General features: G+C 64.6%; 20 protein-coding genes and 1 pseudogene. 16 read left to right on the top strand and 5 right to left on the bottom strand.

Features of this window, described 5'->3' with window-relative positions; all coding sequences use genetic code 11:
- Positions 1–117: 117 nt before the first annotated feature.
- The 4 genes from YU9_RS0106590 to YU9_RS0106575 are packed head-to-tail and all read left to right on the top strand — an operon-like array spanning position 118 to position 4,952.
- The gene (locus tag YU9_RS0106590; protein ID WP_027572075.1) at positions 118–3,525 is read left to right on the top strand and encodes a CHAT domain-containing protein; all 3,408 of its coding nucleotides are present in this window, start codon (positions 118–120) and stop codon (positions 3,523–3,525) included.
- A 22-nt stretch (positions 3,526–3,547) separates the two neighbouring features.
- The gene (locus YU9_RS0106585; RefSeq protein WP_027572074.1) at positions 3,548–3,991 is read left to right on the top strand and encodes a hypothetical protein; all 444 of its coding nucleotides are present in this window, start codon (positions 3,548–3,550) and stop codon (positions 3,989–3,991) included.
- A gap of 38 nt (positions 3,992–4,029) precedes the next feature.
- Entirely contained in the window at positions 4,030–4,185 is a 156-nt protein-coding gene (locus YU9_RS48895; RefSeq protein WP_198028213.1) for a hypothetical protein, read from the top strand.
- Between the two features lie 2 nt (positions 4,186–4,187).
- Positions 4,188–4,952 carry a hypothetical protein gene (locus YU9_RS0106575; RefSeq protein WP_027572072.1) on the top strand — a complete coding sequence of 255 codons (765 nt, stop codon included), beginning with the start codon at positions 4,188–4,190 and terminating at the stop codon, positions 4,950–4,952.
- 135 nt (positions 4,953–5,087) lie between these two features.
- On the opposite strand, the gene YU9_RS0106570 is transcribed toward YU9_RS0106575, so the two are convergent.
- A complete protein-coding gene (locus YU9_RS0106570) occupies positions 5,088–6,017 on the bottom strand; it encodes a LysR substrate-binding domain-containing protein (protein ID WP_051380358.1) in 930 nt (309 codons plus the stop codon).
- Between the two features lie 135 nt (positions 6,018–6,152).
- Between YU9_RS0106570 and YU9_RS0106565 the strand changes: the two genes are divergently transcribed.
- The 5 genes from YU9_RS0106565 (at position 6,153) to YU9_RS0106545 (ending at position 11,861) form a co-directional block, all read left to right on the top strand.
- Positions 6,153–6,914 carry an SDR family NAD(P)-dependent oxidoreductase gene (locus YU9_RS0106565; protein WP_027572070.1) on the top strand — a complete coding sequence of 254 codons (762 nt, stop codon included), beginning with the start codon at positions 6,153–6,155 and terminating at the stop codon, positions 6,912–6,914.
- Positions 6,915–6,931: 17 nt separating this feature from the next.
- Positions 6,932–7,777, top strand: coding sequence for a transketolase (locus tag YU9_RS0106560; RefSeq protein WP_027572069.1), 846 nt, complete (start codon positions 6,932–6,934; stop codon positions 7,775–7,777).
- On the top strand, positions 7,774–8,784 hold the full coding sequence (locus YU9_RS0106555) for a transketolase family protein (protein WP_027572068.1): 1,011 nt from the start codon (positions 7,774–7,776) through the stop codon (positions 8,782–8,784). Before YU9_RS0106560 ends, YU9_RS0106555 begins: the two co-directional genes overlap by 4 nt.
- 162 nt (positions 8,785–8,946) lie before the next feature.
- Positions 8,947–9,972, top strand: a complete 1,026-nt coding sequence (locus tag YU9_RS0106550) for a TRAP transporter substrate-binding protein (RefSeq protein WP_027572067.1) — start codon at positions 8,947–8,949, stop codon at positions 9,970–9,972.
- Positions 9,969–11,861, top strand: a complete 1,893-nt coding sequence (locus YU9_RS0106545; protein WP_027572066.1) for a TRAP transporter large permease subunit — start codon at positions 9,969–9,971, stop codon at positions 11,859–11,861. Before YU9_RS0106550 ends, YU9_RS0106545 begins: the two co-directional genes overlap by 4 nt.
- Positions 11,862–11,908: 47 nt before the next feature.
- Here the strand turns inward: YU9_RS0106545 and YU9_RS0106540 are convergent, their stop codons facing one another.
- Positions 11,909–12,988 (bottom strand): Cj0069 family protein, encoded by a 1,080-nt coding sequence (locus YU9_RS0106540; RefSeq protein ID WP_027572065.1) that lies wholly within the window; start codon positions 12,986–12,988, stop codon positions 11,909–11,911.
- 421 nt (positions 12,989–13,409) lie between these two features.
- Between YU9_RS0106540 and YU9_RS0106535 the strand changes: the two genes are divergently transcribed.
- From YU9_RS0106535 to YU9_RS41065, 5 genes are all read left to right on the top strand, one after another.
- A complete protein-coding gene (locus YU9_RS0106535) occupies positions 13,410–13,643 on the top strand; it encodes a PepSY domain-containing protein (RefSeq protein WP_027572064.1) in 234 nt (77 codons plus the stop codon).
- 35 nt (positions 13,644–13,678) lie between these two features.
- On the top strand, positions 13,679–14,566 hold the full coding sequence (locus YU9_RS0106530; RefSeq protein ID WP_027572063.1) for a DUF1259 domain-containing protein: 888 nt from the start codon (positions 13,679–13,681) through the stop codon (positions 14,564–14,566).
- An 81-nt stretch (positions 14,567–14,647) separates the two neighbouring features.
- Positions 14,648–15,271, top strand: coding sequence for a family 16 glycoside hydrolase (locus YU9_RS0106525; protein ID WP_245266317.1), 624 nt, complete (start codon positions 14,648–14,650; stop codon positions 15,269–15,271).
- Positions 15,272–15,300: 29 nt separating this feature from the next.
- Positions 15,301–15,801 (top strand): heme-binding protein, encoded by a 501-nt coding sequence (locus YU9_RS0106520; protein ID WP_027572061.1) that lies wholly within the window; start codon positions 15,301–15,303, stop codon positions 15,799–15,801.
- Between the two features lie 183 nt (positions 15,802–15,984).
- Entirely contained in the window at positions 15,985–18,393 is a 2,409-nt protein-coding gene (locus YU9_RS41065; RefSeq protein ID WP_051380352.1) for a family 16 glycoside hydrolase, read from the top strand.
- 2 nt (positions 18,394–18,395) lie between these two features.
- On the opposite strand, the gene arsC is transcribed toward YU9_RS41065, so the two are convergent.
- From arsC to YU9_RS0106500, 3 genes are read right to left on the bottom strand one after another with little or no spacing between them, the layout of a single operon-like run.
- Entirely contained in the window at positions 18,396–18,800 is a 405-nt protein-coding gene (arsC, locus tag YU9_RS0106510; protein WP_027572060.1) for an arsenate reductase (glutaredoxin), read from the bottom strand.
- Positions 18,797–19,498 (bottom strand): MIP/aquaporin family protein, encoded by a 702-nt coding sequence (locus YU9_RS0106505; RefSeq protein WP_027572059.1) that lies wholly within the window; start codon positions 19,496–19,498, stop codon positions 18,797–18,799. The genes arsC and YU9_RS0106505 overlap by 4 nt, the downstream gene beginning before the upstream one ends.
- Positions 19,498–19,857 carry a helix-turn-helix transcriptional regulator gene (locus YU9_RS0106500; RefSeq protein ID WP_027572058.1) on the bottom strand — a complete coding sequence of 120 codons (360 nt, stop codon included), beginning with the start codon at positions 19,855–19,857 and terminating at the stop codon, positions 19,498–19,500. Before YU9_RS0106500 ends, YU9_RS0106505 begins: the two co-directional genes overlap by 1 nt.
- An 80-nt stretch (positions 19,858–19,937) precedes the next feature.
- Between YU9_RS0106500 and YU9_RS51005 the strand changes: the two are divergent.
- Together YU9_RS51005 and YU9_RS0106495 are read left to right on the top strand one after the other, a co-directional pair.
- Positions 19,938–20,067 (top strand): annotated as a pseudogene (locus YU9_RS51005) (FAD-dependent oxidoreductase); the annotation flags it as partial.
- Between the two features lie 168 nt (positions 20,068–20,235).
- Positions 20,236–20,598, top strand: a complete 363-nt coding sequence (locus tag YU9_RS0106495) for a hypothetical protein (protein WP_027572057.1) — start codon at positions 20,236–20,238, stop codon at positions 20,596–20,598.
- Position 20,599: the final 1 nt, after the last annotated feature.

Here is a 20,599-nt window from a genome sequence, read left to right as displayed (position 1 = left end):
TGCCGGCCGTAGCGGCCTACCGCTGTTGAGGCCTCCGGGATGGCCCTTGTCCTTCCGGGCCGGCCGGATAGGATTGTCCCGTTTCTTCAAAGTCATTTTACCCGAAGGTCCTTCGAGATGAGCTTAGACGCCGCGCATCCGTTCAAGAGCCGTCTGGACGTTTCCCTCCGCCATCTGCTGACATTTGCCATTCTGCTCGGATCAGCCGGCTCCGCTGCCGCGTTGACCAAGGAAGCGGCGATCGAGAATTGCCGGATGACGGTCGGCAGGCCGATCGTGCAGGCGTGCATGCAGGCCCAGGGAGGCCGCAAGGCAGGTGCCGATCTCGAGGGTTGCCGTGCCAAAGCCTCGCCGCAGGTCAGGGCCTGCGTCATCGCGGCCCTCAACGCCGCCAACGGCCGCGCCAACGTCGCCGTCGAAATGCCGAAAGAGGCGGCGCCCAAGCTCGATGCGGGCACCGCCCTGCCGAAGGATTTCGTCGCGCCGCCGCGCAACATCTCCGATATCACGGCCATTCTCGACGGCGAGAAGCCCGATGAGAAGATGATCGCCGAGCTCAAGGCCGATGCCGACGCCGTGCCGACGGGCAAGGAGTCGCGCCAGGATCTCGCGCAATTCTACTTCGATCGCGCCAATGCGCGCTCGCAACTCGGCCGGCTCGCCGAATCCACCGCCGATGCCAACAAGGCAGTGGAAGTCGGCCGCGGAGCCGTCAGCCCGAACATGCTGGCGCGTCTGATGCAGCTGCAGTCGGTGCAGTATTTGCTCGCCGGCGATCCCAAGCGCGCGTTGGAGATCGTGCAAAAGTTGTTGCGCGACACCAACATGCCGGGCTCGAAGGGCTACCAGTTCAATGCCAACCGTACGCTTGCGTCCATCCTCCTGCAGATGGGCGATGTCGCGCAGGCCGAAGCCCATCTCCGTCGCAGCCTGACCCTAATCCAGGAAGCGCGCACCAGCGGGCTTCCTGGTTGGCGCGCCACCTATGCCAGGCTGGGCCAGAACTGGGAAGGCGAGATCGAGATGTCGCGCGCTCAGATCTTCGAGGCGCGGGGCCAGTTCGCGGAAGCCGAGGCCGCCTATCGCACCGCCGAGCTGCGCAAGCGCGCCGGCAACAAGGGGGTTCTGGAGCTGGAGAATCCGCCTGCCGAGACACTGCTGCTCCAGGTTGTCGACGGCAACGTCCTGAACCAAGCGCGCATGAAGGCGCGGCAGGGACGGCTCGCCGAAGCAGAGGTCGACGCGCGCCGAGCGCTGCTGGCGCGCCTGAGGGACACCGGCAAGTACAATCCGGTGACGCCGCGTTTCGTGATGGGGCTGGCCGGTATTCTGGTCGATCAGGGCCGCTACGAGGAAGCCGAGCAGCTCGGTCGCGTCGCCCTCGACATCAGCAAGACCGTCGGCGTGCCGGACGATTCGCAGCCGACGGTTCAGTTGCTGTCCCAGCTCGCCGGCATTCTCAGCCTTCAGCGCAAGAATGACGAAGCCAACGCCATGTTTGCGCGGATCGACCAGGCGATCGCCAAATGGGAGCCGCAACGCCGCCAGGTTTTCGAGCTCAATCCGTCGCGCATTCTCGCGCTCTACAACTCCGGACAGCTGGACGCCGGCATTGCAGCGGCCGAGCAGCTCGTCAGGAAGCAGGTCGGGCGCGTCGGTGAAAATCACTTCGATGCCGCCTCCGCGCGCGGCACTTTGGCCGTCGGTCTGATGAGGGCGCGGCGCGATGCCGAGGCGATCCGCGAGTTCAAGGCTGCCATCCCGATCATGATGGCGAGCGCGAACGAGAACGCCGACGATGAGAACACCACCGTGGTGGCCGCGCGCAGCCAGCGGCTGCAGACCATCGTCGAAAGCTATCTCGCGCTGCTCGCGCGGGCCGAGGGCAGCGGCGTTGGCGAGGAGACCTTTGGCCTCGCCGATGCCGTCCGCGGTCGCTCGGTGCAGCAGGCGCTGGCCGCCTCGAGCGCGCGTGCGGCGGCAAAGGACCCCGCGCTCGCCGAGCTCGTGCGCAAGGAGCAGGACCTGACCAAGCAGGTCAACGCCCAGCTCGGCACGCTCAACAACGTGCTCGCGCTTCCCGCGGCGGAACGCGACGAGAAGGGTGTTCAGCAGATCCAGGCCTCCATCGCCGCCTTGCGCGGCCAGCGCGACAAGGCGCGCCAGGAGATCAAGCAGAAATTCCCGATCTACGCCGATCTCGTCTCGCCGAGGCCGCCGAGCGTCGCCGAGATCCGCGCGACGCTTGCCGACGACGAAGCCATGCTCTCGTTCTATTTCGGCCAGAACGGCGGCTTCGTCTGGGCGGTGCCGAAGTCGGGGCCGGTGGCGTTCGCGGCGGTCCAGGCCAAGATCGGCGACATCGAGAGCAAGATCCGCAAGCTGCGCGAAGCGCTCGAGCCGCAGGCTGCGATGATCTCGGACATTCCGCCGTTCGACCTCAAGCTCGGCCATGAGCTCTACGAGTTGCTGCTCAAGCCGGTTGAGAGCGGATGGAAGCCGGCCAAGAACCTGATTGTCGTGACCAACGGTGCGTTGGGCCTGTTGCCGCTGTCTCTGTTGCCGACGGCACCGGCAGAGGTCGCTGCCGACGAGGATCCGCTGTTCATCGGTTATCGCAACGTGCCGTGGTTGGCGCGAACCCATGCCGTCTCGACGGTGCCGTCGGCGGCGGCGCTGCGCACGCTGCGGCAATTGCCGCCGGGCAAGCCCGGCCGCGGCGACCTCGTGGCCTTCGGCGATCCCTATTTCAACAGCGAGCAGCAGGCGGAGGCGGAAGGCGGCGGAGAGAAGATTCAGGTCGCCGACGCCGGCGGCAACATCACGCGTGGCGGTCCGTTGAAGCGGCGCAACAGTCCCAAGCTCGAAGGCGTCGACAGCGCCGAGCTCGGTCTCTTGCCCCGTCTGCCCGACACCGCTGACGAGTTGAAGTCGATCGCGCTGGCACTGCAGGCGGACCCTTCCAAGGTGCTGTTTCTCGGCAAGAGCGCAACCGAGAGTGCGGTGAAAACCATGAATCTCTCCGGCTTCAGGATCCTGGCCTTTGCCACCCATGGCTTGGTCCCGGGCGAGCTGAACGGGCTGACGCAGCCCGCGCTCGCTTTGTCGTCGCCGGTGGTGACGGGTGAGGGTGGCGATGGCCTTCTGACCATGGAGGAGATCCTCGGCCTCAAGCTGGATGCGGACTGGGTCATCCTGTCGGCCTGCAACACCGGCGCCGGCGCCGGGGCAGGAGCGGAGGCGGCATCCGGGCTCGGGCGCGCGTTCTTCTACGCCGGAACGCGCGCGCTGCTGGTGACGAACTGGTCGGTGCATTCACAGTCGGCGCGGCAATTGGTGACCGACCTGTTCAAGCGGCAGGCCGATGATCCCAAGCTGTCGCGCAGTGAAGCGCTGCGTCAGGCCGCAATGGCCCTCGTCGATGGTCCGGGTTATCTCAACAGCGAGGGCAAGACCGAGTTTGCCTATGCGCATCCGCTGTTCTGGGCGCCTTACACCATCATCGGCGATGGCGGCTTGCGTTGACGAACGGGAAGGGGCACGGAAAATGAAGCGGAATGTCTTTCTGGGCCTTGTGGCCGCGGGTTTGCTGTTCTCGGCACCATCGCGCGCCACGCTGTTGATCTCGGAAGAGGAAGCCAAGCTGCCGCCTCCCAAGGGAGCGGTTGCCGTCGATCAGCGCGGCATCATGCGTGGTCCCAAGGTCGAGTTCGTCTCGCCGGGCGACGCGGCGAGCTCGCCTCTGCGGCTGGTGTTGAAATTTCAGTCCTATGGCGGAGCGAAGATCGACCCGGAGTCGGTCAAGGTGATCTTCCTCCGGACGCCGAACGTCGACCTGACCCCCCGGGTCAAGCCCTTCGTGCAGGCCGACGGCATCAACATGCAGGATGCGGAGCTGCCGCCCGGCGAATACACGGTCCGCGTCGATATCAAGGACAGTGATGGTCGGCCTGGCACGACCGTCTTCACCTTGAAGGTCGCACCCAAGTGACGTGCCCTTACTGCCGGTCCGGGAGTGCGGAGGGTGCAATGGTTTGCGCCTCGTGCGGGCGCGACATCGCCGTTCCCGCCACGCTGATCGCCGAGCGCGACGATCTCCTGCGCAAGCGCGAGGAGCTGCGCGATGAACTGAAGCGGGCCAGGGACGAGATCGAAGCAATCATGAGGCGAAGGAAGTCGCGCTAGCGATGGAATGTCCGTTTTGCGCCGAGACCATCAAGGACGAAGCGATCGCATGCAAGCATTGCTCGCGTGACTTGCGGGTCGTGCGGCCGACGCTTCTCGAGATCGACGAGATCGTTGCCGACCTGGACAAGCTCAGGCGCGATCTCGACCGCGTCAATGTCCGCCTCGAGCGCTACAACAATCCGCTGCGCTATTACGGAACCCATGCGATACTCTACGTCGCCATTCCATCCCTGTTGCTGGTGATCGCGCATGTGCTCGTGACCATCACCTTCAACTTGTCAGCGATTCCGCTGCGGATCGCGTCGATCGCGATACCCCTCCTGTTTGGCTTCGTAGCCTATCCCCTGCACCGGGTCTCCGCCCTGACCTCGTTCGTCCTGGCGTTCCTGACGGCAGGGGTCAGCATCTCGTCGATGCTGACGGTAACAGGAGTTCATGATCACGTTCCGATCCTGCCGCAAACCTGGATCGAATGGCGCGAGGTGTTCGAATATGGCGCCAGCATCCTGCTCGCCTTCGTCTCCGGGAACATCCTGAGCGTCGTGATCTTCCAGGTCTTGCCCCGCGTGCTGACCCAGGGCGGCAAGCCGAACGCGTTTGCCTTCCGCGTGGCGCGCCTGCTCGGGCAGCATGTCGGCGAAGAGCAATTGCGCCGCCGCGCCCGCTTGATTCAGGATTTCATTCAGACCGTAGGGCCGTTGGCCGGTGTCGCTGCGACCGGCATCGGCTCGATCTATGCCGGATTGAAGGGCTTGCTCGATTAGGCCGGCGTTCAACGCCACGGCATGCTCCGGGCGGGTTTCAGCTTCTGCTTCCGCCGCCCTCACTTGTTCGGCTGCCGTCTCCGCAGGATCGAGCCTTGGCGCGGTCTGCCGTCACTGCCGGAATCCACGGAGCTGTCAGTCTGAGCGGATGGCCGTCGAGTCGGCTCCGGTGCGGCTCGACGCCGAGCCGCCGGCTCCAAGCTCACGCGTGATCCACTCGGCGAACACGCGGATCGGCCGCCGCTGCCGGCTTGCCCGTGGAAAAACGAGATGATGGCCGACATAGCGGATGTCGACGGAGCGTCCGGCAAGCGGCGCGACCAGCCGCTTTGTCGCGATTTCCCGTTCGGCGAGCCGGGTTGATTCCAGCGTCACGCCGAGACCGCTCGACGCCATCGCGATCGCCAGGAAGCTGCGGTCGAAGCGCATGCCGTGGATGGCGGGGGCTTCGAGGCCGTTGGCCGTGAACCATTGATGCCACTGCACCTGCTTCACTTCCGAGCGGATCAACACCTGGTCGAGCAGGTCCTTCGGCTTGCGGATTTTCTTCGCCAGTCCGGGCGTGCAGAGCGGCGTCACGGTCTCTTCGCCCAGCGGGATGACCTCGACCCCCTCGGCTCTCGGCTGCCCGTACACGATATCGATATCGAAATCGTCGTTGCTGAACCGGGCATATTCGGTGTTGGCGGCGAGGCGGACCTCGAGCTTGGGCTCGGCAGCCATGAAGCGGGCGAGGCGCGGGGCGAGCCACTGGGCGGCAAAGCTCGGTGCACAGTGCACTCTCAGCAATTGCGGGCCGCGGCCGGCGACCTCCTCGATGCCGCGGCGAAGATTATCGAAAGCGGCGCCGGCATGACGCATCAGGTTCTCGCCCGCTGGCGTCAGGCGAACCGTGCGGGCACTGCGTTCGAACAATATCGTGCCCATCGCGCTTTCGAGCTTGCGAATGGCGTGGCTCACCGCGCTTGGCGTCAGATGAAGCTCGTTCGCCGCATCCCGGAACGAGCCGGTGCGCGCAGCCGCCTCGAAAGCGCGGACGGCGGATATCGGGATACTGGACAGCAACATCGCACAAGTGAACCAAATTCACCTATGCAAGACAATAGTGCGTTTGTCGGAAAGCAGGCCGTGGCATAACCAACTGATCAAGAACAGCCGCGCCCCTCGGGAGCCTCGGCACAGCCATTCAGGGAGGATCAGATGCTGCTTCGCGGCAAGACTGCAATCATCACCGGCGCGGCTTCGCCGCGGGGGATCGGCCTTGCGACGGCCCGGCGATTTGCCGCCGAAGGCGCCCGGGTCGCCATTCTCGACATCGATGGCTCGGCGGCGGAAGACGCAGCGCGCAATCTCGAACCGGTCAATCGCCAGCCGCATCTCGGCCTCGCCTTAGACGTCACCGACAAGCAGGCCTGCATCAAGGCCGTTGAAGCGGTCATCGCGAAATTCGGCCAGATCGACATCCTCATCAGCAATGCCGGCGTGACCCAGCCGGTGAAGCTTCTCGACATCACGCCGGAAGATTGGGACCGCATCCAGGACGTCAACCTCAAGGGCATCCTGTTCCTGTCCCAGGCCGTGATCCCGCATATGCGCGAGCGCAAGAGCGGATCCATCGCCTGCATGTCGTCGGTTTCCGCCCAGCGCGGCGGTGGCATCTTCGGTGGGCCGCACTATTCGGCGGCCAAGGCCGGCGTGCTCGGGCTCGCCAAGGCGATGGCTCGCGAGTTCGGCCCCGACGGCATCCGCGTCAACTGCGTGACGCCCGGCCTGATCGGCACCGACATCACCGCGGGCAAGCTCACCGACGAGATGCGGGCGAAGATCCTCGAGGGCATTCCGCTCGGCCGGCTCGGCGAGGCCGCTGACGTCGCCGGTATCTACACCTTCCTCGCCTCGGACCTGTCGGCCTACGTCACCGGCGCGGTCATCGACGTCAACGGCGGCATGCTGATCCACTGAGCGGGGAGGGGACACACATGACAACACCGACACTCGCGAACGCACCGACGCTGGCACAGCGCGCCCGCAACATCCGCCGCAACGCCCTGCTGATGGGCGAGGTCCAGGGCCAGGGCTATATTGCGCAGGCGCTCGACATCGCCGACGTGCTGGCGGTGGCCTATTTCCACGCGATGCGCTTTCGCGCCGAAGATCCCGCATGGGAGGAGCGCGACCGCTTCCTGCTGTCGAACGGACACTATGCGATCGCGCTCTATGCGGCCCTGATCGAGGCCGGGATCATTCCGGAGGCGGAGCTGGAAACCTATGGCTTCGACGAGAGCCGCCTGCCGATGTCGGGCATGGCCTCCTATACGCCGGGCATGGAGATGTCCGGCGGCTCGCTCGGCCTTGGTCTTGGCATCGCCGTCGGCATGGCGCTCGGACTGAAGCGCAAGCGGTCAACGGCGCGCATCTTCACCCTGTTCTCCGACGGCGAGCTCGACGAGGGCTCGAAATGGGAAGCGATCATGTCGGCGGCCCATCACAAGCTCGACAATCTGATCGCAATCGTCGACGTCAACAATCAGCAGGCCGACGGCCCCTCCAAGCAGATGCTCGGCTTCGAGCCGCTGGTCGACAAGCTCGAAGCCTTCGGTTGGTTCGTGCAGCGCGTCGACGGCAACGATCTCGATGCGGTGGTAGGCGCTTTCGATGCAGCGATGTCGCATCCCGAGCCGAAGCCGCGGATGATCGTCGCCGACACCTTGATGGGCAAGGGCGTTCCCTTCCTGGAGCAGCGTGAGAAGAACCATTTCATTCGCGTCGAGCCGCATGAATGGCAGCTCGCGCTGTCTGCACTGAATGCGGGAGAGCAGCCATGAAGTCCGCAGGACCGACCCCTTCGGCAAGGCCGCGCCTCACCACCTCGGCCATGATCGCCTCGATCGCGGCGGAAGGGCAGCGTACCAAGCCGGCCCCGTTCGGCCACGCGCTCGTCGAGCTCGCCGGCAGCCGCGAGGACGTGGTCGGCATGACCGCCGATCTCGGCAAATACACCGATCTGCACATCTTTGCGCAGGCCTTTCCCGATCGCTACTACCAGATGGGCATGGCCGAGCAGCTGCTGTTCGGCGCAGCCTCGGGACTCGCCGCCGAAGGCTTCATGCCGTTCGCGACCACCTATGCGGTGTTCGCTTCGCGCCGGGCCTACGACTTCATCCACCAGACCATCGCGGAAGAAGACCGCAACGTGAAGATCGCCTGCGCGTTGCCCGGCCTGACCTCAGGCTATGGACCGAGCCACCAGGCCGCCGAGGACCTCGCGTTGTTCCGTGCGATGCCCAACATGACGGTGATCGATCCCTGCGATGCGCACGAGATCGAGCAGATCGTGCCGGCGATCGCCGCGCATCGCGGCCCGGTCTATATGCGCCTCCTGCGCGGACAGGTGCCGTTGGTGCTCGACGAATACAATTATCGCTTCGAGCTCGGCAAGGCTGCGCTGCTGCGTGATGGCGGCGACGTCCTGATCATCTCCTCGGGCATCATGACCATGCGCGCGCTGGAGGCGGCCCAGGCCTTGTCGGAGGACCGCGTCAACGCCGCGGTCCTGCACGTTCCGACGATCAAGCCGCTCGACAGGGATGCGATCCTGCGCGAAGCAGGCAAGCCCGGCCGCCTCGTCGTCGTCGCCGAGAACCACACCGTGATCGGCGGTCTCGGCGAAGCCGTGGCGGCGTTGCTGATGCGCTCAGGCGTTCATCCCGCGTTCCGGCAGATCGGGCTGCCCGACGAGTTTCTCGCCGCGGGCGCGCTGCCGACGCTGCACGACCGCTACGGCATCTCGACCGTCGAAGTGACGCGCCAGGTCAAGGAGTGGCTGCGCTAGCCGCAGCCACCATTCACCACCGATCAGGCCAACATGCTTCGCAGCGCTGCTGCGGAGAAGGATAGCTGCTGTCCAATGCCGGCGCACCGAGGGCCGGCCGGCAGCAACGGCGGTGGCGAAAGCCATCCCTGCAGAACAATCCAAGCTCAACAGGAGGAATAGATGATCCCGCGGAAACCAATCACCCTCAGCCGTCGCAAGCTGCTCCTCGCCGGTGCCGCCGTGCCGCTCTGCGGCATTCTCACGCATCCTGCTTCGGCCGCCGAATTCACCTACAAGCTCGCGACCGGCCAGGATCCGACCCATCCCGTCAATATCCGCGCCAAGGAAGCTGCCGACCGCATTCGCGAGGCGACGAGCGGCCGGCTCGAGATCAACCTGTTCCCGGCCAACCAGCTCGGCTCCGATACCGACCTGCTGACGCAGGTCCGCAACGGCGGCGTCGAGTTCTTCAACCTGTCGTCGCTGATCCTGGCCACGCTGGTCCCGGCCGCGGGCATCGTCAATCTCGGCTTTCTCTTCACCAGCTATGATGCGGTCTGGAAGGCGATGGATGGCGAGCTCGGCGCCTATATTCGCGCGCAGATCGCGAGGACGCCGATCATGGCGGTGTCGAGCCCCTGGGACAATGGCTTCCGCCACGTCACCTCGTCCGGACGCGAGATCAGGACGCCCGAGGACCTCAAGAATTTCAAGCTCCGCGTGCCGGCCGCCCCCAATCTGACGTCGCTGTTCCAGGCGCTCGGCGCAGGCCCCGCGCCGATCAATTTCAACGAGGTCTACTCCGCACTGCAAACCAAAGTGGTCGACGGGCAGGAGAACCCGCTGCCGATCATCGCCACCGCCCGGCTCTACGAGGTGCAGAAGACCTGCTCCCTGACCGGGCATGTGTGGGACAATTACTGGATCCTCGGCAACAAGCGCGCCTTCGAGAAATTGCCCAAGGACGTGCAGGCCATCGTGACGCGCGAGTTCGACCGTTCGGCCAAAGACGAGCGCGCGGATATCGCGAAGCTGAGCGAATCGCTGCGCGCGGACCTGACCGCCAAGGGGATGCGATTCATCGAAGTCGACCGCGGCGCGTTTCGGCAGGCACTCGCCAAGACGAGCTTCTACTCCGACTGGAAGGGCAAGTTCGGCGAGGAGGCTTGGGCACAGCTCGAGAAAGCGGCGGGCAAGCTGTCATGACCGCGATCAACCATGCGCCGAGCATCGACGAAGGTGCCGCGGTTGCGGCACCTCAATCCGGTGTGCGCCTATGGGCCGTCAGGGCCAACAAGGCGCTTGGTCATGTGGTTGCGATCCCGGCTGCCCTGCTGGTGCTGGCCGAGATCGTGGTGCTGTCGGCCGGAATCGTCGGACGATACGTGTTTCATGCTCCGATCATCTGGGCCGACGAGCTCGCCGGCATCCTGTTCCTGTGGCTCGCCATGCTGGGATCTGTGATCGCGTTCCAGCGCGGTGAGCACATGCGGATGACGGCCATCATCGGCATGCTCCGTCCCAACGCACGCGCATTCCTGGATGTCGTCGCTGCCGCGGCATCGCTTGCGTTCCTGCTGCTGGTGATCCATCCCGCTTACGAGTTCGCGGCCGACGAGGTGTTCGTCACGACGCCGGCACTCGAGATCGTCAACAGCTGGCGGGCTGCCGCATTACCCGTCGGCATCGGATTGATGCTGATCGCGGCTGTGCTGCGGCTGGTTCGCATCGCGGGCCTGCGGCATTTGCTGGCCGCCGTGGCGCTCGTTTGCGGCATCATTGCCGCGCTGGTGCTGGTCGCGCCGATGTTGAAGCCGCTCGGCAATCTAAACCTGCTGATCTTCTTCGTGGTCATCGTCGGCGCAATGGTGCTGGCGGCGGTGCCGATCGCGTTCGCCTTTGGTCTTGCCACCGTCGGCTATCTGGCACTGACGACGAGCACGCCCGATGTCGTCATCATCGGACGCATGGACGAAGGCATGAGCCATCTGATCCTGCTGGCGGTGCCTCTCTTCGTGTTCCTCGGCCTGCTGATCGAAATGACCGGCATGGCGCGCGCCATGGTCGGCTTTCTCGCCAGCCTGCTCGGGCACGTGCGCGGCGGCCTGCACTATGTGCTGGTCGGCGCGATGTATCTGGTGTCGGGCATCTCGGGATCGAAGGCGGCGGACATGGCCGCCGTGGCGCCGGTGCTGTTTCCGGAGATGACCAAGCGCGGTGCCAAGCCCGGGGATCTCGTCGCGCTGCTCGCGGCGACCGGGGCTCAGACCGAGACCATTCCGCCGTCGCTGGTGCTGATCACTATTGGCTCGGTGACGGGCGTGTCGATCGCGGCGCTGTTCACCGGCGGCCTGCTGCCCGGCATCGTGCTGGCGATCGGCCTCTGCGCCGTGGTCTGGTGGCGATACCGCGGGGAGGACCTGTCGCATGTGGAACGTGCGACGGGGAGGGAGATCGGCCGCGCCTTCGTCATTGCGATTCCGGCGATGGCACTGCCCTTCGTCATCCGCGCCGCGGTGGTCGAGGGCGTTGCGACCGCGACCGAGGTATCGACCATCGGCATCGTCTACGCGGTTCTCACCGGGCTGCTGATCTATCGTCAGTTCTCCTGGCGCCGGCTTTATCCGATGCTGGTGGAGACCGCGTCACTATCCGGCGCGATCCTGCTGATCATCGGTGCGGCGACCGGGATGGCGTGGGCTCTGACGCAATCGGGCTTCTCGGCGTCGCTTGCAAAGTTCATGACCGCGCTGCCGGGCGGAACGCCGGTCTTTCTCGGCGTCACGATCCTGGCGTTCGTCATTCTCGGTAGCGTGCTCGAGGGCATCCCGGCTATCGTTCTGTTCGGGCCGCTGCTGTTTCCGATCGCACGCCAAGTCGGCGTGCATGAGGTGCATTACGCGATGGTCGTCGTGCTCGCGATGGGCATCGGCCTGTTCGCCCCGCCGTTCGGCGTCGGCTACTACGCGGCCTGCGCCATCAGCCGCATCAGTCCCGACGAGGGCATCAAGCCGATCGTCGGCTATATCGTCGCCTTGCTGATTGGCACGCTGATCGTCGCCGCGATCCCGTGGATCTCGACCGGCTTTCTGTGAGACGGGGAGCCGCAGCGCAGGATGCCGCGGCTCTCCGCCGACAGGGTCTATCTCTCGGCGCGGGTGCGCTCGGTCCGCAGAAGGCGGTGCTGCACCGTTCGCGCGATCGCCGCTGGTGCCTCGTCGGGAATCGCAAAGCAGGAGCTCGCGTTGATCTCGCAAAGGACATACGTGTCGGCGCCAGCCGCATCCCGTGGCCCGTACAGGAAGTCGGCATCCCAGATGACGGGTAGCGAGGATTCATCGATGTCCAGCGTCTCCATCGTCTGCGGCGTCCATTCGTCCTCCATTGATCGTCGCAGCGCCTGGAACGGCGGGGCATCTGGCCCGTGCATGATGCGTGGTCCCGGCTGCGCCTCGGGCGCCTCAGGACCTTCCGGGGGCGGCGGCATCAAGGCCTTGATCAGTTGCTGCCCGAAGCCTGCGACCCTGGCGCCGCTCATGTAGCAGCGGATCATCCCGTCGGGCAGGCGAGACTGAAACGCCTGGTCGATGATGCAGCCGCCCCAGCCGAAATACGGCGCGCAGCGAGCCAGCAAGTCTTCGAGGCGGATGTCCTCGGGTCGGCTTCCGCGTTGGGCATGGAGCACACGAACCATATCATCCGTGTTCGGGAGGGCCTCCACCTTCCAGACCCCTTGGCCGCCGTTGCCGCGATTCTGCTTGAGCACGCGCGGACCGCTCGCGCGCAGACGCGCGGGAAATTCGGCGCGAAACGCTGAGGCATTGTCGTAGCGATGCGTGTCGGCGCCCCAGCCCAGATGACGGGTTCGGTAGAGCACCTCCTTGACGCCCATCTTCAGGATGACGTCGGGATGGGCGCTCACCCAGGGGCCTCGCGCCGCCACCTCGCGAAGCAGGGCGTCGAGTTCAGCGCGCGTCTTGCCCTGATGGATCGGATCGACCCACACGAGCACGCCGTCGACGCTGAGCAGTTGGCCACGGACCGCCTCGGCGAAGCTTTCGTCATAGATCACAGGGCGCGCGTCGATCTCGAGAGCGGCGAGCGCCTCGAAGACGCGGACGAAGCGGCTGTTTTGCGGCCTCGCCGCCCGGCGCGCGGCAGCGTCGCCGCGTGAAAGGATGGCTACGGTCTGGCGGGGAGAGAAGTGTCGTTCGGTGTCCATGCGCAAGCTCCACGAATTGCGTGCTGCGCAGAGCTTGGACCGGGGTCTCACGGGGAGTCTGCCTTGTCCCCGTGCGGACCAGCTTACGTGAGATGGTCTTCGCCTTTCAAGAGCGGTTGGCGTAGTTCCATACGGGGCGTAAAATTCTTTGTGAGGATTCTCCGGGGAGGGGTGAGTTGACAGCCCGGCCACGCGGGCTTCTACTCGCCGTGTCGGGGATATGCGATCTCCCCGTGAGGCGACATGCCCAAGAATCGCGTCCTGATTTTCACCAGGGACGCAGCATGTCATACGACACCCGATGTCATCCTACACATCGTTTTCGGCTTGTCGGTCCGGCGCGCCGCGCCGGCCTTGTCGGCGCGCGTCACCTTGCGAAACGGACTTCACCTGGGGCGGGGACACGACCAGGAGAACGACCATGCGCACACGGACAATCCTTCACGCTTTCCTCATTCTGGCGTTGACGGGCGGCGTATCGGCTGCACGCGCGCTGACCCAGGACGAGCTCGTCGCCAGGATCAAGGCGGCTGGCTACACCGATGTCAGCGACATCAAGTCGACTGCAGAAGGAACGACCGTAAGGGCGAACAAGAACGGCAAGCAGGTGCGGCTCGTTGTCGACAGCAGCGGCCAGATCAAGGAGCGGAACTGAGACGAAACCGAATTCAAGCTCAAGGGAGCAGATCAATGCGCAAGACAATTTTGGCGCTGATGGCCATCGGCGCCTGCTTCATCGCGACCGCCCGCGCGCAGGACGTCGATTGGCAGAAAGTCGACGACGCGCTGGGGCGAAAGGCGGCCGTGACCGGCGACGTGCATCGCTACGGCTTTCCACGCACCGATCTCACGGTGACGCTCGACGGCGTCACCATCAAGCCCGCGCTCGCGCTCGGCGGCTGGGTCGCGTTTAAGTCCGCGCATGGCGGCGTCATGGCGATGGGCGATCTGGTGCTGCTCGAATCCGAGATCAACCCGGTCATGGCGAAGATGATCGCGAACGGGCTGGAGATCACTGCCGTGCACAACCATCTGCTCGGCGCGAGCCCGGCGACGTTCTACATGCACGTGGCCGGGCACGGTGATCCCGCCAGAATCGCCGCGGCTATCAAGGACGCGCTCGCCGAAAGCAAGACGCCGCCGTCGGCGCCGGCTTCGACGGCCGCTCCGCCCGCCGTCGATCTCGACACTGCGCAGCTCGACAACATCATCGGCGTCAAGGGCCAGGCGAACGGTGGCGTTTATCAGTTCAACGTCCCCCGCCGCGATCCCATCACCGAGCAAGGCATGCAGTTGAGCCCGGTCGGGCCGCTGGGCGTTGCAACCGCCGTCAACTTTCAGCCGACCGGCGGCGGCAAGGCCGCGATTACCGGCGACTTCGTCCTGACCGGCGACGAGGTCAACCCGGTGATCAAGACGTTGCGGTCGCATGGGATCGCCGTGACGGCCCTGCACAGCCACATGCTGGACGAACAGCCGCGCCTGTTCTTCATGCATTTCTGGGCCAACGACGATGCGATCAAGCTCGCGAGCGGCGTGCGCGCGGCGCTGGACAAGACGGCTAGCACGAAGAGCTGAGCTCAGATGCGAAAACCGATGATCCGCTCAGCCGTCCTTCCGCCCCGACCTTCTGGGCGGGCGAGGCTTGCCTTGACGGTCGTGCTGGTTTTGTTGATGGGAGGGAACGCCGTGGCCAAGACCCTGAATCTTGATAACGCTCCTGCCGGAATGCCGCCGGAAGGGTGGACCCTGACGAAGACCGGTCAGGGACAACCGAAATGGACCGTTGAGGCCGACGCCACGGCGCCGAGCAAGCCGAACGTGCTCAAGCAATCCGGGCGGGCGACCTTCCCCTTGGCCATCAAGAGCGATACCAGCATCGGCGACGGTTTCGTGGAGGTCAAGTTCAAGGCCATCGCCGGTTCAGCGGATCGCGCCGCCGGCATCATCTGGCGCGCGAAGGACGCGGACAATTACTACGTCGTGCGGGCCAACGCGCTGGAGGACAATGTGGTGCTCTACAAGACGATCAAAGGCGTTCGAACGTCGCTGGAAATTGTCGGACGCAAGGGCGGCTATGGCGTCAGCACGCCGGTGGCGTCCGGGCAATGGCACACGTTGCGTTGCGACTTTGCGGGGACTCGGTTCAAAGTGACGTATGACGGCAAGCCGTTATTCGAGGTTGAGGACGCTACGATGAAAGATCCGGGCATGATTGGCTTGTGGACCAAGGCGGATAGCGTGACCCTGTTCGACGATCTGGCATATGGTGAGGGCAAATAGCGGTGTGCCCACCCTTGCCGGAGATAGCCATGAATGTTCGACCTCTGTCGGTCGCGGCGGCCCTGTTGATCGCGTTCATCAGTCCAACACGGGCGGAAGAGGCCCTCGTCGCCTACAAGTCGCTTAGTCCCGAGTTGGCGCTCGATCTCGCGCGTGCTGCGTTGGACAGCTGCCGCACCCGTGGATACCAGGTTGCCGTCGCTGTCGTCGATCGCTTCGGCGTCACGCAAGTGATGCTCCGCGATCGTTTTGCAGGCGCCCACACCCCCTCGACGGCATCAGGCAAGGCGTGGACGGCTGCGTCGTTCAAAGCCAGCACGAGTGAGCTGAATGCGCTCAGTCAGCCCGGCATGATGCAGTCGGGCATTCGTAACCTGCCCGGAACGGTCATCATCGGAGGAGGACTGGTCGTCGAAGCGGGCGGCTCTCTGGTCGGGGCGGTCGGCGTATCCGGCGCTCCCGGCGGCGACGCGGACGAAGCGTGCGCGAAAGCCGGGATCGAGGCGATACGTGACAAGCTGGAGTTCTGAGGGGCCAACGTCCATCGCGGACCCGCGCGAGATCGAGCTGAATTCGTGCTGGCATGTGAACCGGCTCATATAGCTGGTCACGAGTTTCTCTTACTTTCGACGGCGCATGCGGGCCAGGTCTTTGCGGCCTGTCTTGCCGAACGTCTCGCGCTGCGGTGACAACGCCTCGAAAGGAGCTCTCCGATGCTGGCCTTTCTGCGAAATGACCCTTCCATTCCAGTCGATATCCAAGACACCGAGTTCACGCGCGATCTGCTCGGCAGATACGTGTGCAGCACATACGACGAAGCGGTGAACAATGGCGGCAGGCCGTTCGATGTCGTGGTCATCGGCGCAGGGATGTTCGGCGCGTATGCCGCCAGCAAGATCTATCGCGCCGGGGCCGATCAGAACCTACGGGTGCTCCTGCTCGACGCAGGCGGCTATCTTGCCCCGACACACCTGCAGAACCTGCCGCATCTCGGCTTGAATGCGCCGGACACCGCGCTGGTCACGCGTAATAATCAGGATCCAGGCGCGCGCAACGGCGTGTGGGGCATTCCTTGGCACAGCAACGAGCCGTTCACCGGGCTCGCTTATTGCCCGGGCGGCCGCTCTCTGTTTTGGGGAGGATGGTCGCCGCGGCTGATGCCGGCCGATCTCGATGCGTGGCCCAAAGACGCGCGCGATTTTCTGAACGTGAGCTACCTCGATGTCGAGCGCGAGATTGGCGTACTTGAGAAGGCGGATTACCTGTCCGGTCCGCTCAACACGGCGATCAATGCGGAGTTGCAAGCCATTGCGGCGGGTACGAATGCGATCCTGCCCGATGTGACCTTGGACGTCGTCGACGAAGCTCCGATCGCGGTGCAGGCGAACTCGCCGGGCCCCGGGCTGTTCTCGTTCGACAAGTTCAGCAGCGGACCCATGCTGCTCGAAAGTATCCGGGACGATATCGCCAAGCGCTGGACCTTGAACGACAACTCGCGGCGACGCTTCTTCCTCGTTCCCAGGTGCCACGTCATCCGGTTACAGAACAGCGGCGGCAGGGTCACCGGGATCGATCTCACCTATAATGGTCAGTTCCGATCGCTTTCGGCTCCGGCCAATCTCAGTCCGGATTGTCAAGTCGTGCTGGCGGCCGGCACGATCGAATCGACGCGGCTGGCGATCGAGTCGTTCCCGGTGACGCGCGGGGCGTACAGCATGGGTGCCAATTTCATGGCCCATCTGCGCACGAATCTCACGGTACGCGTCAAACGCAGCGCGCTCGGGCTCGGCGCGTCTACAACGCTCGAACAGGGCGGCGCGATCGTGCGTGGCGAGATTACGAACCCGAACGGAAGCAAACGGCGCTACCATTTTCAGGTGCTCGCATCGGCTGAGAAGGGACAGAACCCGGAAGCGACGATGTGGACGATGGTGCCCGACATCGACCTCTTGCGGAATTTGCTTGCAAACGAGGACCCGGATTGGGTGGCAATCGTCCTCCGCGGCCTCGGAGAGATGGATGGCGACAAGCGTAGCGGACCGGGCAGCACGACGAGCTTTGTGAACCTCACCAATGCAGCCGATCCGCTTCAGAGCGATGGCTTGAGCGCTCGCGCGTGGGTCAATTTCACGCCTACGCCGAACGACTACGCGGCGTGGAGCAAGCTCGCCACCGCGGCAGTCGAGCTGGCGGGGCGTCTCGGCAAAAGCGCTGGCGACGTCGAGTACTGGTACAATGGCGGCTGGCAAAGCGCACCGCCCGCCGATCCGTTTGCCGCAACGAGGGATCGGCTGGGCAACACCCATCACGAAGCGGGCACGCTGTGGATGGGCGACGATCCAGCCATGTCGATCACGGATCCCACCGGGCGCTTCCATCACATCTCGAACGCCCACGTTGCTGGCCCTGCCTTGTTCCCCACCGTCGGCTCTGCGAACCCGTCCTTGACGGGCCTGGCGCTCGCGCGACAGACCAGCGCGGCCGTCGTCGCGGCATTGACGCCGGCATCTTCGCCACGTTCCAAACAGCTGTACGCTGGGAGTCTGGCGGAATGGCAGATGTCGGGCGCCGGGAGCTTCCTCCAGGTGTACGACATTCTCGAGTCCGTCGGCGGGCCCGGGTTGCTCTGGTACACGCGCGAGAGCTTCTCCGACTTCGTGCTCGAGCTCGAATGGCAATACGCGAGCCGCACCGACAACTCCGGTGTTTTCATCCGCGTGCCCAGCTTGAACAGCTCGAATCCGAATGATTGGATGGCGGCTATCGATCAGAGCTACGAGATCCAGATCGATCCGCGTGGGTACAATTCCGAAGCGAAGAAGGAGAACGATCCCCTGCGAAGCACCGGCGCGATCTACAATATCGGTGCGCCGACCCGCACCGATGTTGAGAAGGGGCCCTGGCAGTGGAACACGTTCATCATCGAGGCGGTCGGCAACCGCATCAAGGTGACGCTGAACGATGTGCTCGTGAACGACTTCACGGACCCCAAGCCGCGGTCTCTTCGCGGCCACATCGCCCTGCAAAACCATCATGACGGTTCGAAGGTGCAATTCCGCAACATTCGCATCAAATCGGTGGTGCCGGGAGTCGTCGACCTGCCTGTCCCGAGAGTCGCTTAGTTTTATCCGCGCGGTTCGACCACCTCGCCGTCTTCCTTGACGAACCGGCCGACGGGATTGTCCAGGAGATCGATCACGGCTTCCGACGGCCGGCACAAGCGCGTGCCCTTCGGCGTCACCACGATCGGACGGTTGATGAGAATGGGATGGGCGACCATGAAATCGAGCAGTTGGTCGTCGGTCCATTTGGGATCGTCCAGGCCGAGCTCCTTGTAGGGTGTTCCCTTCTCACGCAGCAGCGCGCGGACCGGAATGCCCATGGTCGCGATCAGCTCCTTGAGCCTGTCCCGCGATGGCGGCGTCTTGAGATATTCGACCACGACGGGCTCGGTGCCGCTCTGCCGGATCATCGCCAACGTGTTGCGCGAGGTGCCGCAGGCGGGGTTGTGATAGATAGTGACGGTCATCGGGTTGTCTCCGTGATTGCGACTGAGGCGGATGCGTGCGGGCGTCCGAGCAGCCAGTTCATCAGCAGCATGCCGGCAAAGGCTCCGCACAGCTCCGCAAGGATGAAGCCGGGCAGGTCGGCGGGACGAATGCCAGAGAACGTGTTGGTCAGGGATCTCGCAATGGCCACGGCCGGATTGGCGAACGAGGTGGAAGCCGTGAACCAATAGGCCGCGGTGATGTAGAGGCCCACCAGCCAGGGGACTGCCGTCCGTTGAAACCGGATGCCGGCCAGGATGGTCGCAACCAGCCCGAAGGCGGCCACCGCTTCGGCGAACCATTGCGGCCCTCCGGTTCGAACTTTCGTCGAGAGGTCGAGCAGGGGTAGGGCGAACATCAGATGCGCCGCCACCGTTCCCGCGATGCCGCCGGCGATTTGCGCGATGACGTAGAGCGCAGCCTCGTTCGCCGGCAGCTCGCGCTTGGCGGTGAAGACGAGGGTGACCGCGGGATTGAAGTGTGCGCCGGAGATCGGGCCGAGCACCGTGATCAGGACAACCAGGATGGCGCCGGTCGGCAAGGTATTGCAGAGCAGCGCAAGGGCGATGTCCTTGGTCAGCGTTTCCGCCATGATGCCGGAGCCGACCACGGTGGCGACGAGAGTGCCCGTGCCGAGCGCTTCGGCCGCGAGGCGCCGCGAGAGATCGAAATTGTCCATCAGCGGGCTCGCCTCCTGGGTTTCGGCGAGCAGCACGACTGCAAAGTCTCGACGACGGGTTCGCATACTTCCGGCCGTCCGCCGCAGCAATCGCGGAGCAGGAAGACGGCGACGTCGCGAAATTCGCCGAGACTGGCGCGATAGATGATCGATCGGCTGTGCCGCTCGGAAGACACGAGGCGCGCGCGGCTGAGAATCGACAGATGCGCCGAGAGCGTGTTTTGCGGGACTTCCAGCAGGCGTGCGAGGTCGCCGGCCGCAAGGCCGTCAGGCTCGTGTCTGACCAATATCCGGAAGGCCTCCAGACGGGTCGGTTGCGACAGCGCGGCGAGCGCCAGGACGGCTTGTTCTGTTTCCATATATCGGGATTTATGGAATTATTGGCGGGCCGTCAACCTGAGATCCGGCTACAACGGCAAGGGCTTCGAGGTGCTGAGCGCCGATGCCGTCATCGACGTCTCAGCTGCAGCTTCGGCTCGACCCCGCGATCGAGGCGCCCATCGCGCTCGCGCCCCTCATCGACCCCCAACGAGCATAGCTGCGGAACGCTGCGGCGGTCCGGCAAGAAGTGGCAGGAAAAATCTCGTAGCTCGAGCGGGGGCTGATCGGCCTGACACGCATCGATAGCCTCGGTCACGAATGCTTGACCCGGATCAAAGAATGCTTTCGGCAGCGGAATATGCTACGAAAGCTGCGCTGCGGCTCGAAAAGGTAGCCAAAAGGTAAAAGCACATTTGATGCGGATCGTTCGTACCATCCTGGCACTCGCCATCGCCATATCCCTGGCGATGCTGCCGGCTGGCGCGTCCGCTTCCAGCCTTGCCATGTCGCCGGATCACATGCAGGCTGCCGTGCAGATGGGCGGCGACGGCGACATGTCGATGGACGATTGTTGTCCCGACATGAAGGGAACGGGGTCCGACACCGGCTACAAGTGCGGGATGGGCTTCTGCTGTGTCGGCAGCACCGTCGCGCTTGCAGACATTCGTCCGCTGGCTTTCGAATTCCTTGCCGTAGCGGCAGGGAAAACCGTTATTCCCGCCGATCAGGTCGTCTCCTCCCGCGGCGGCAGTCCTCCCTTCCGACCTCCTCGAATCTGAT

Source organism: Bradyrhizobium sp. WSM1743, assembly GCF_000473065.1.
Classification (GTDB): domain Bacteria; phylum Pseudomonadota; class Alphaproteobacteria; order Rhizobiales; family Xanthobacteraceae; genus Bradyrhizobium.
Note: the sequence above shows the minus strand (reverse complement) of the source record. Positions and strands in the feature narration are given on the sequence as shown.

Excerpts from the sequence above, each read along its gene's own strand:
- YU9_RS0106590 (WP_027572075.1), top strand. The coding sequence starts at position 118 with ATGAGCTTAGACGCCGCGCATCCGTTCAAGAGCCGTCTGGACGTTTCC.
- YU9_RS0106585 (WP_027572074.1), top strand. The coding sequence starts at position 3,548 with ATGAAGCGGAATGTCTTTCTGGGCCTTGTGGCCGCGGGTTTGCTGTTC.
- YU9_RS48895 (WP_198028213.1), top strand. The coding sequence starts at position 4,030 with ATGGTTTGCGCCTCGTGCGGGCGCGACATCGCCGTTCCCGCCACGCTG.
- YU9_RS0106575 (WP_027572072.1), top strand. The coding sequence starts at position 4,188 with ATGGAATGTCCGTTTTGCGCCGAGACCATCAAGGACGAAGCGATCGCA.
- YU9_RS0106565 (WP_027572070.1), top strand. The coding sequence starts at position 6,153 with ATGCTGCTTCGCGGCAAGACTGCAATCATCACCGGCGCGGCTTCGCCG.
- YU9_RS0106560 (WP_027572069.1), top strand. The coding sequence starts at position 6,932 with ATGACAACACCGACACTCGCGAACGCACCGACGCTGGCACAGCGCGCC.
- YU9_RS0106555 (WP_027572068.1), top strand. The coding sequence starts at position 7,774 with ATGAAGTCCGCAGGACCGACCCCTTCGGCAAGGCCGCGCCTCACCACC.
- YU9_RS0106550 (WP_027572067.1), top strand. The coding sequence starts at position 8,947 with ATGATCCCGCGGAAACCAATCACCCTCAGCCGTCGCAAGCTGCTCCTC.
- YU9_RS0106545 (WP_027572066.1), top strand. The coding sequence starts at position 9,969 with ATGACCGCGATCAACCATGCGCCGAGCATCGACGAAGGTGCCGCGGTT.
- YU9_RS0106540 (WP_027572065.1), bottom strand. The coding sequence starts at position 12,988 with ATGGACACCGAACGACACTTCTCTCCCCGCCAGACCGTAGCCATCCTT.
- YU9_RS0106535 (WP_027572064.1), top strand. The coding sequence starts at position 13,410 with ATGCGCACACGGACAATCCTTCACGCTTTCCTCATTCTGGCGTTGACG.
- YU9_RS0106530 (WP_027572063.1), top strand. The coding sequence starts at position 13,679 with ATGCGCAAGACAATTTTGGCGCTGATGGCCATCGGCGCCTGCTTCATC.
- YU9_RS0106520 (WP_027572061.1), top strand. The coding sequence starts at position 15,301 with ATGAATGTTCGACCTCTGTCGGTCGCGGCGGCCCTGTTGATCGCGTTC.
- YU9_RS41065 (WP_051380352.1), top strand. The coding sequence starts at position 15,985 with ATGCTGGCCTTTCTGCGAAATGACCCTTCCATTCCAGTCGATATCCAA.
- arsC (WP_027572060.1), bottom strand. The coding sequence starts at position 18,800 with ATGACCGTCACTATCTATCACAACCCCGCCTGCGGCACCTCGCGCAAC.
- YU9_RS0106505 (WP_027572059.1), bottom strand. The coding sequence starts at position 19,498 with ATGGACAATTTCGATCTCTCGCGGCGCCTCGCGGCCGAAGCGCTCGGC.
- YU9_RS0106500 (WP_027572058.1), bottom strand. The coding sequence starts at position 19,857 with ATGGAAACAGAACAAGCCGTCCTGGCGCTCGCCGCGCTGTCGCAACCG.
- YU9_RS0106495 (WP_027572057.1), top strand. The coding sequence starts at position 20,236 with ATGCGGATCGTTCGTACCATCCTGGCACTCGCCATCGCCATATCCCTG.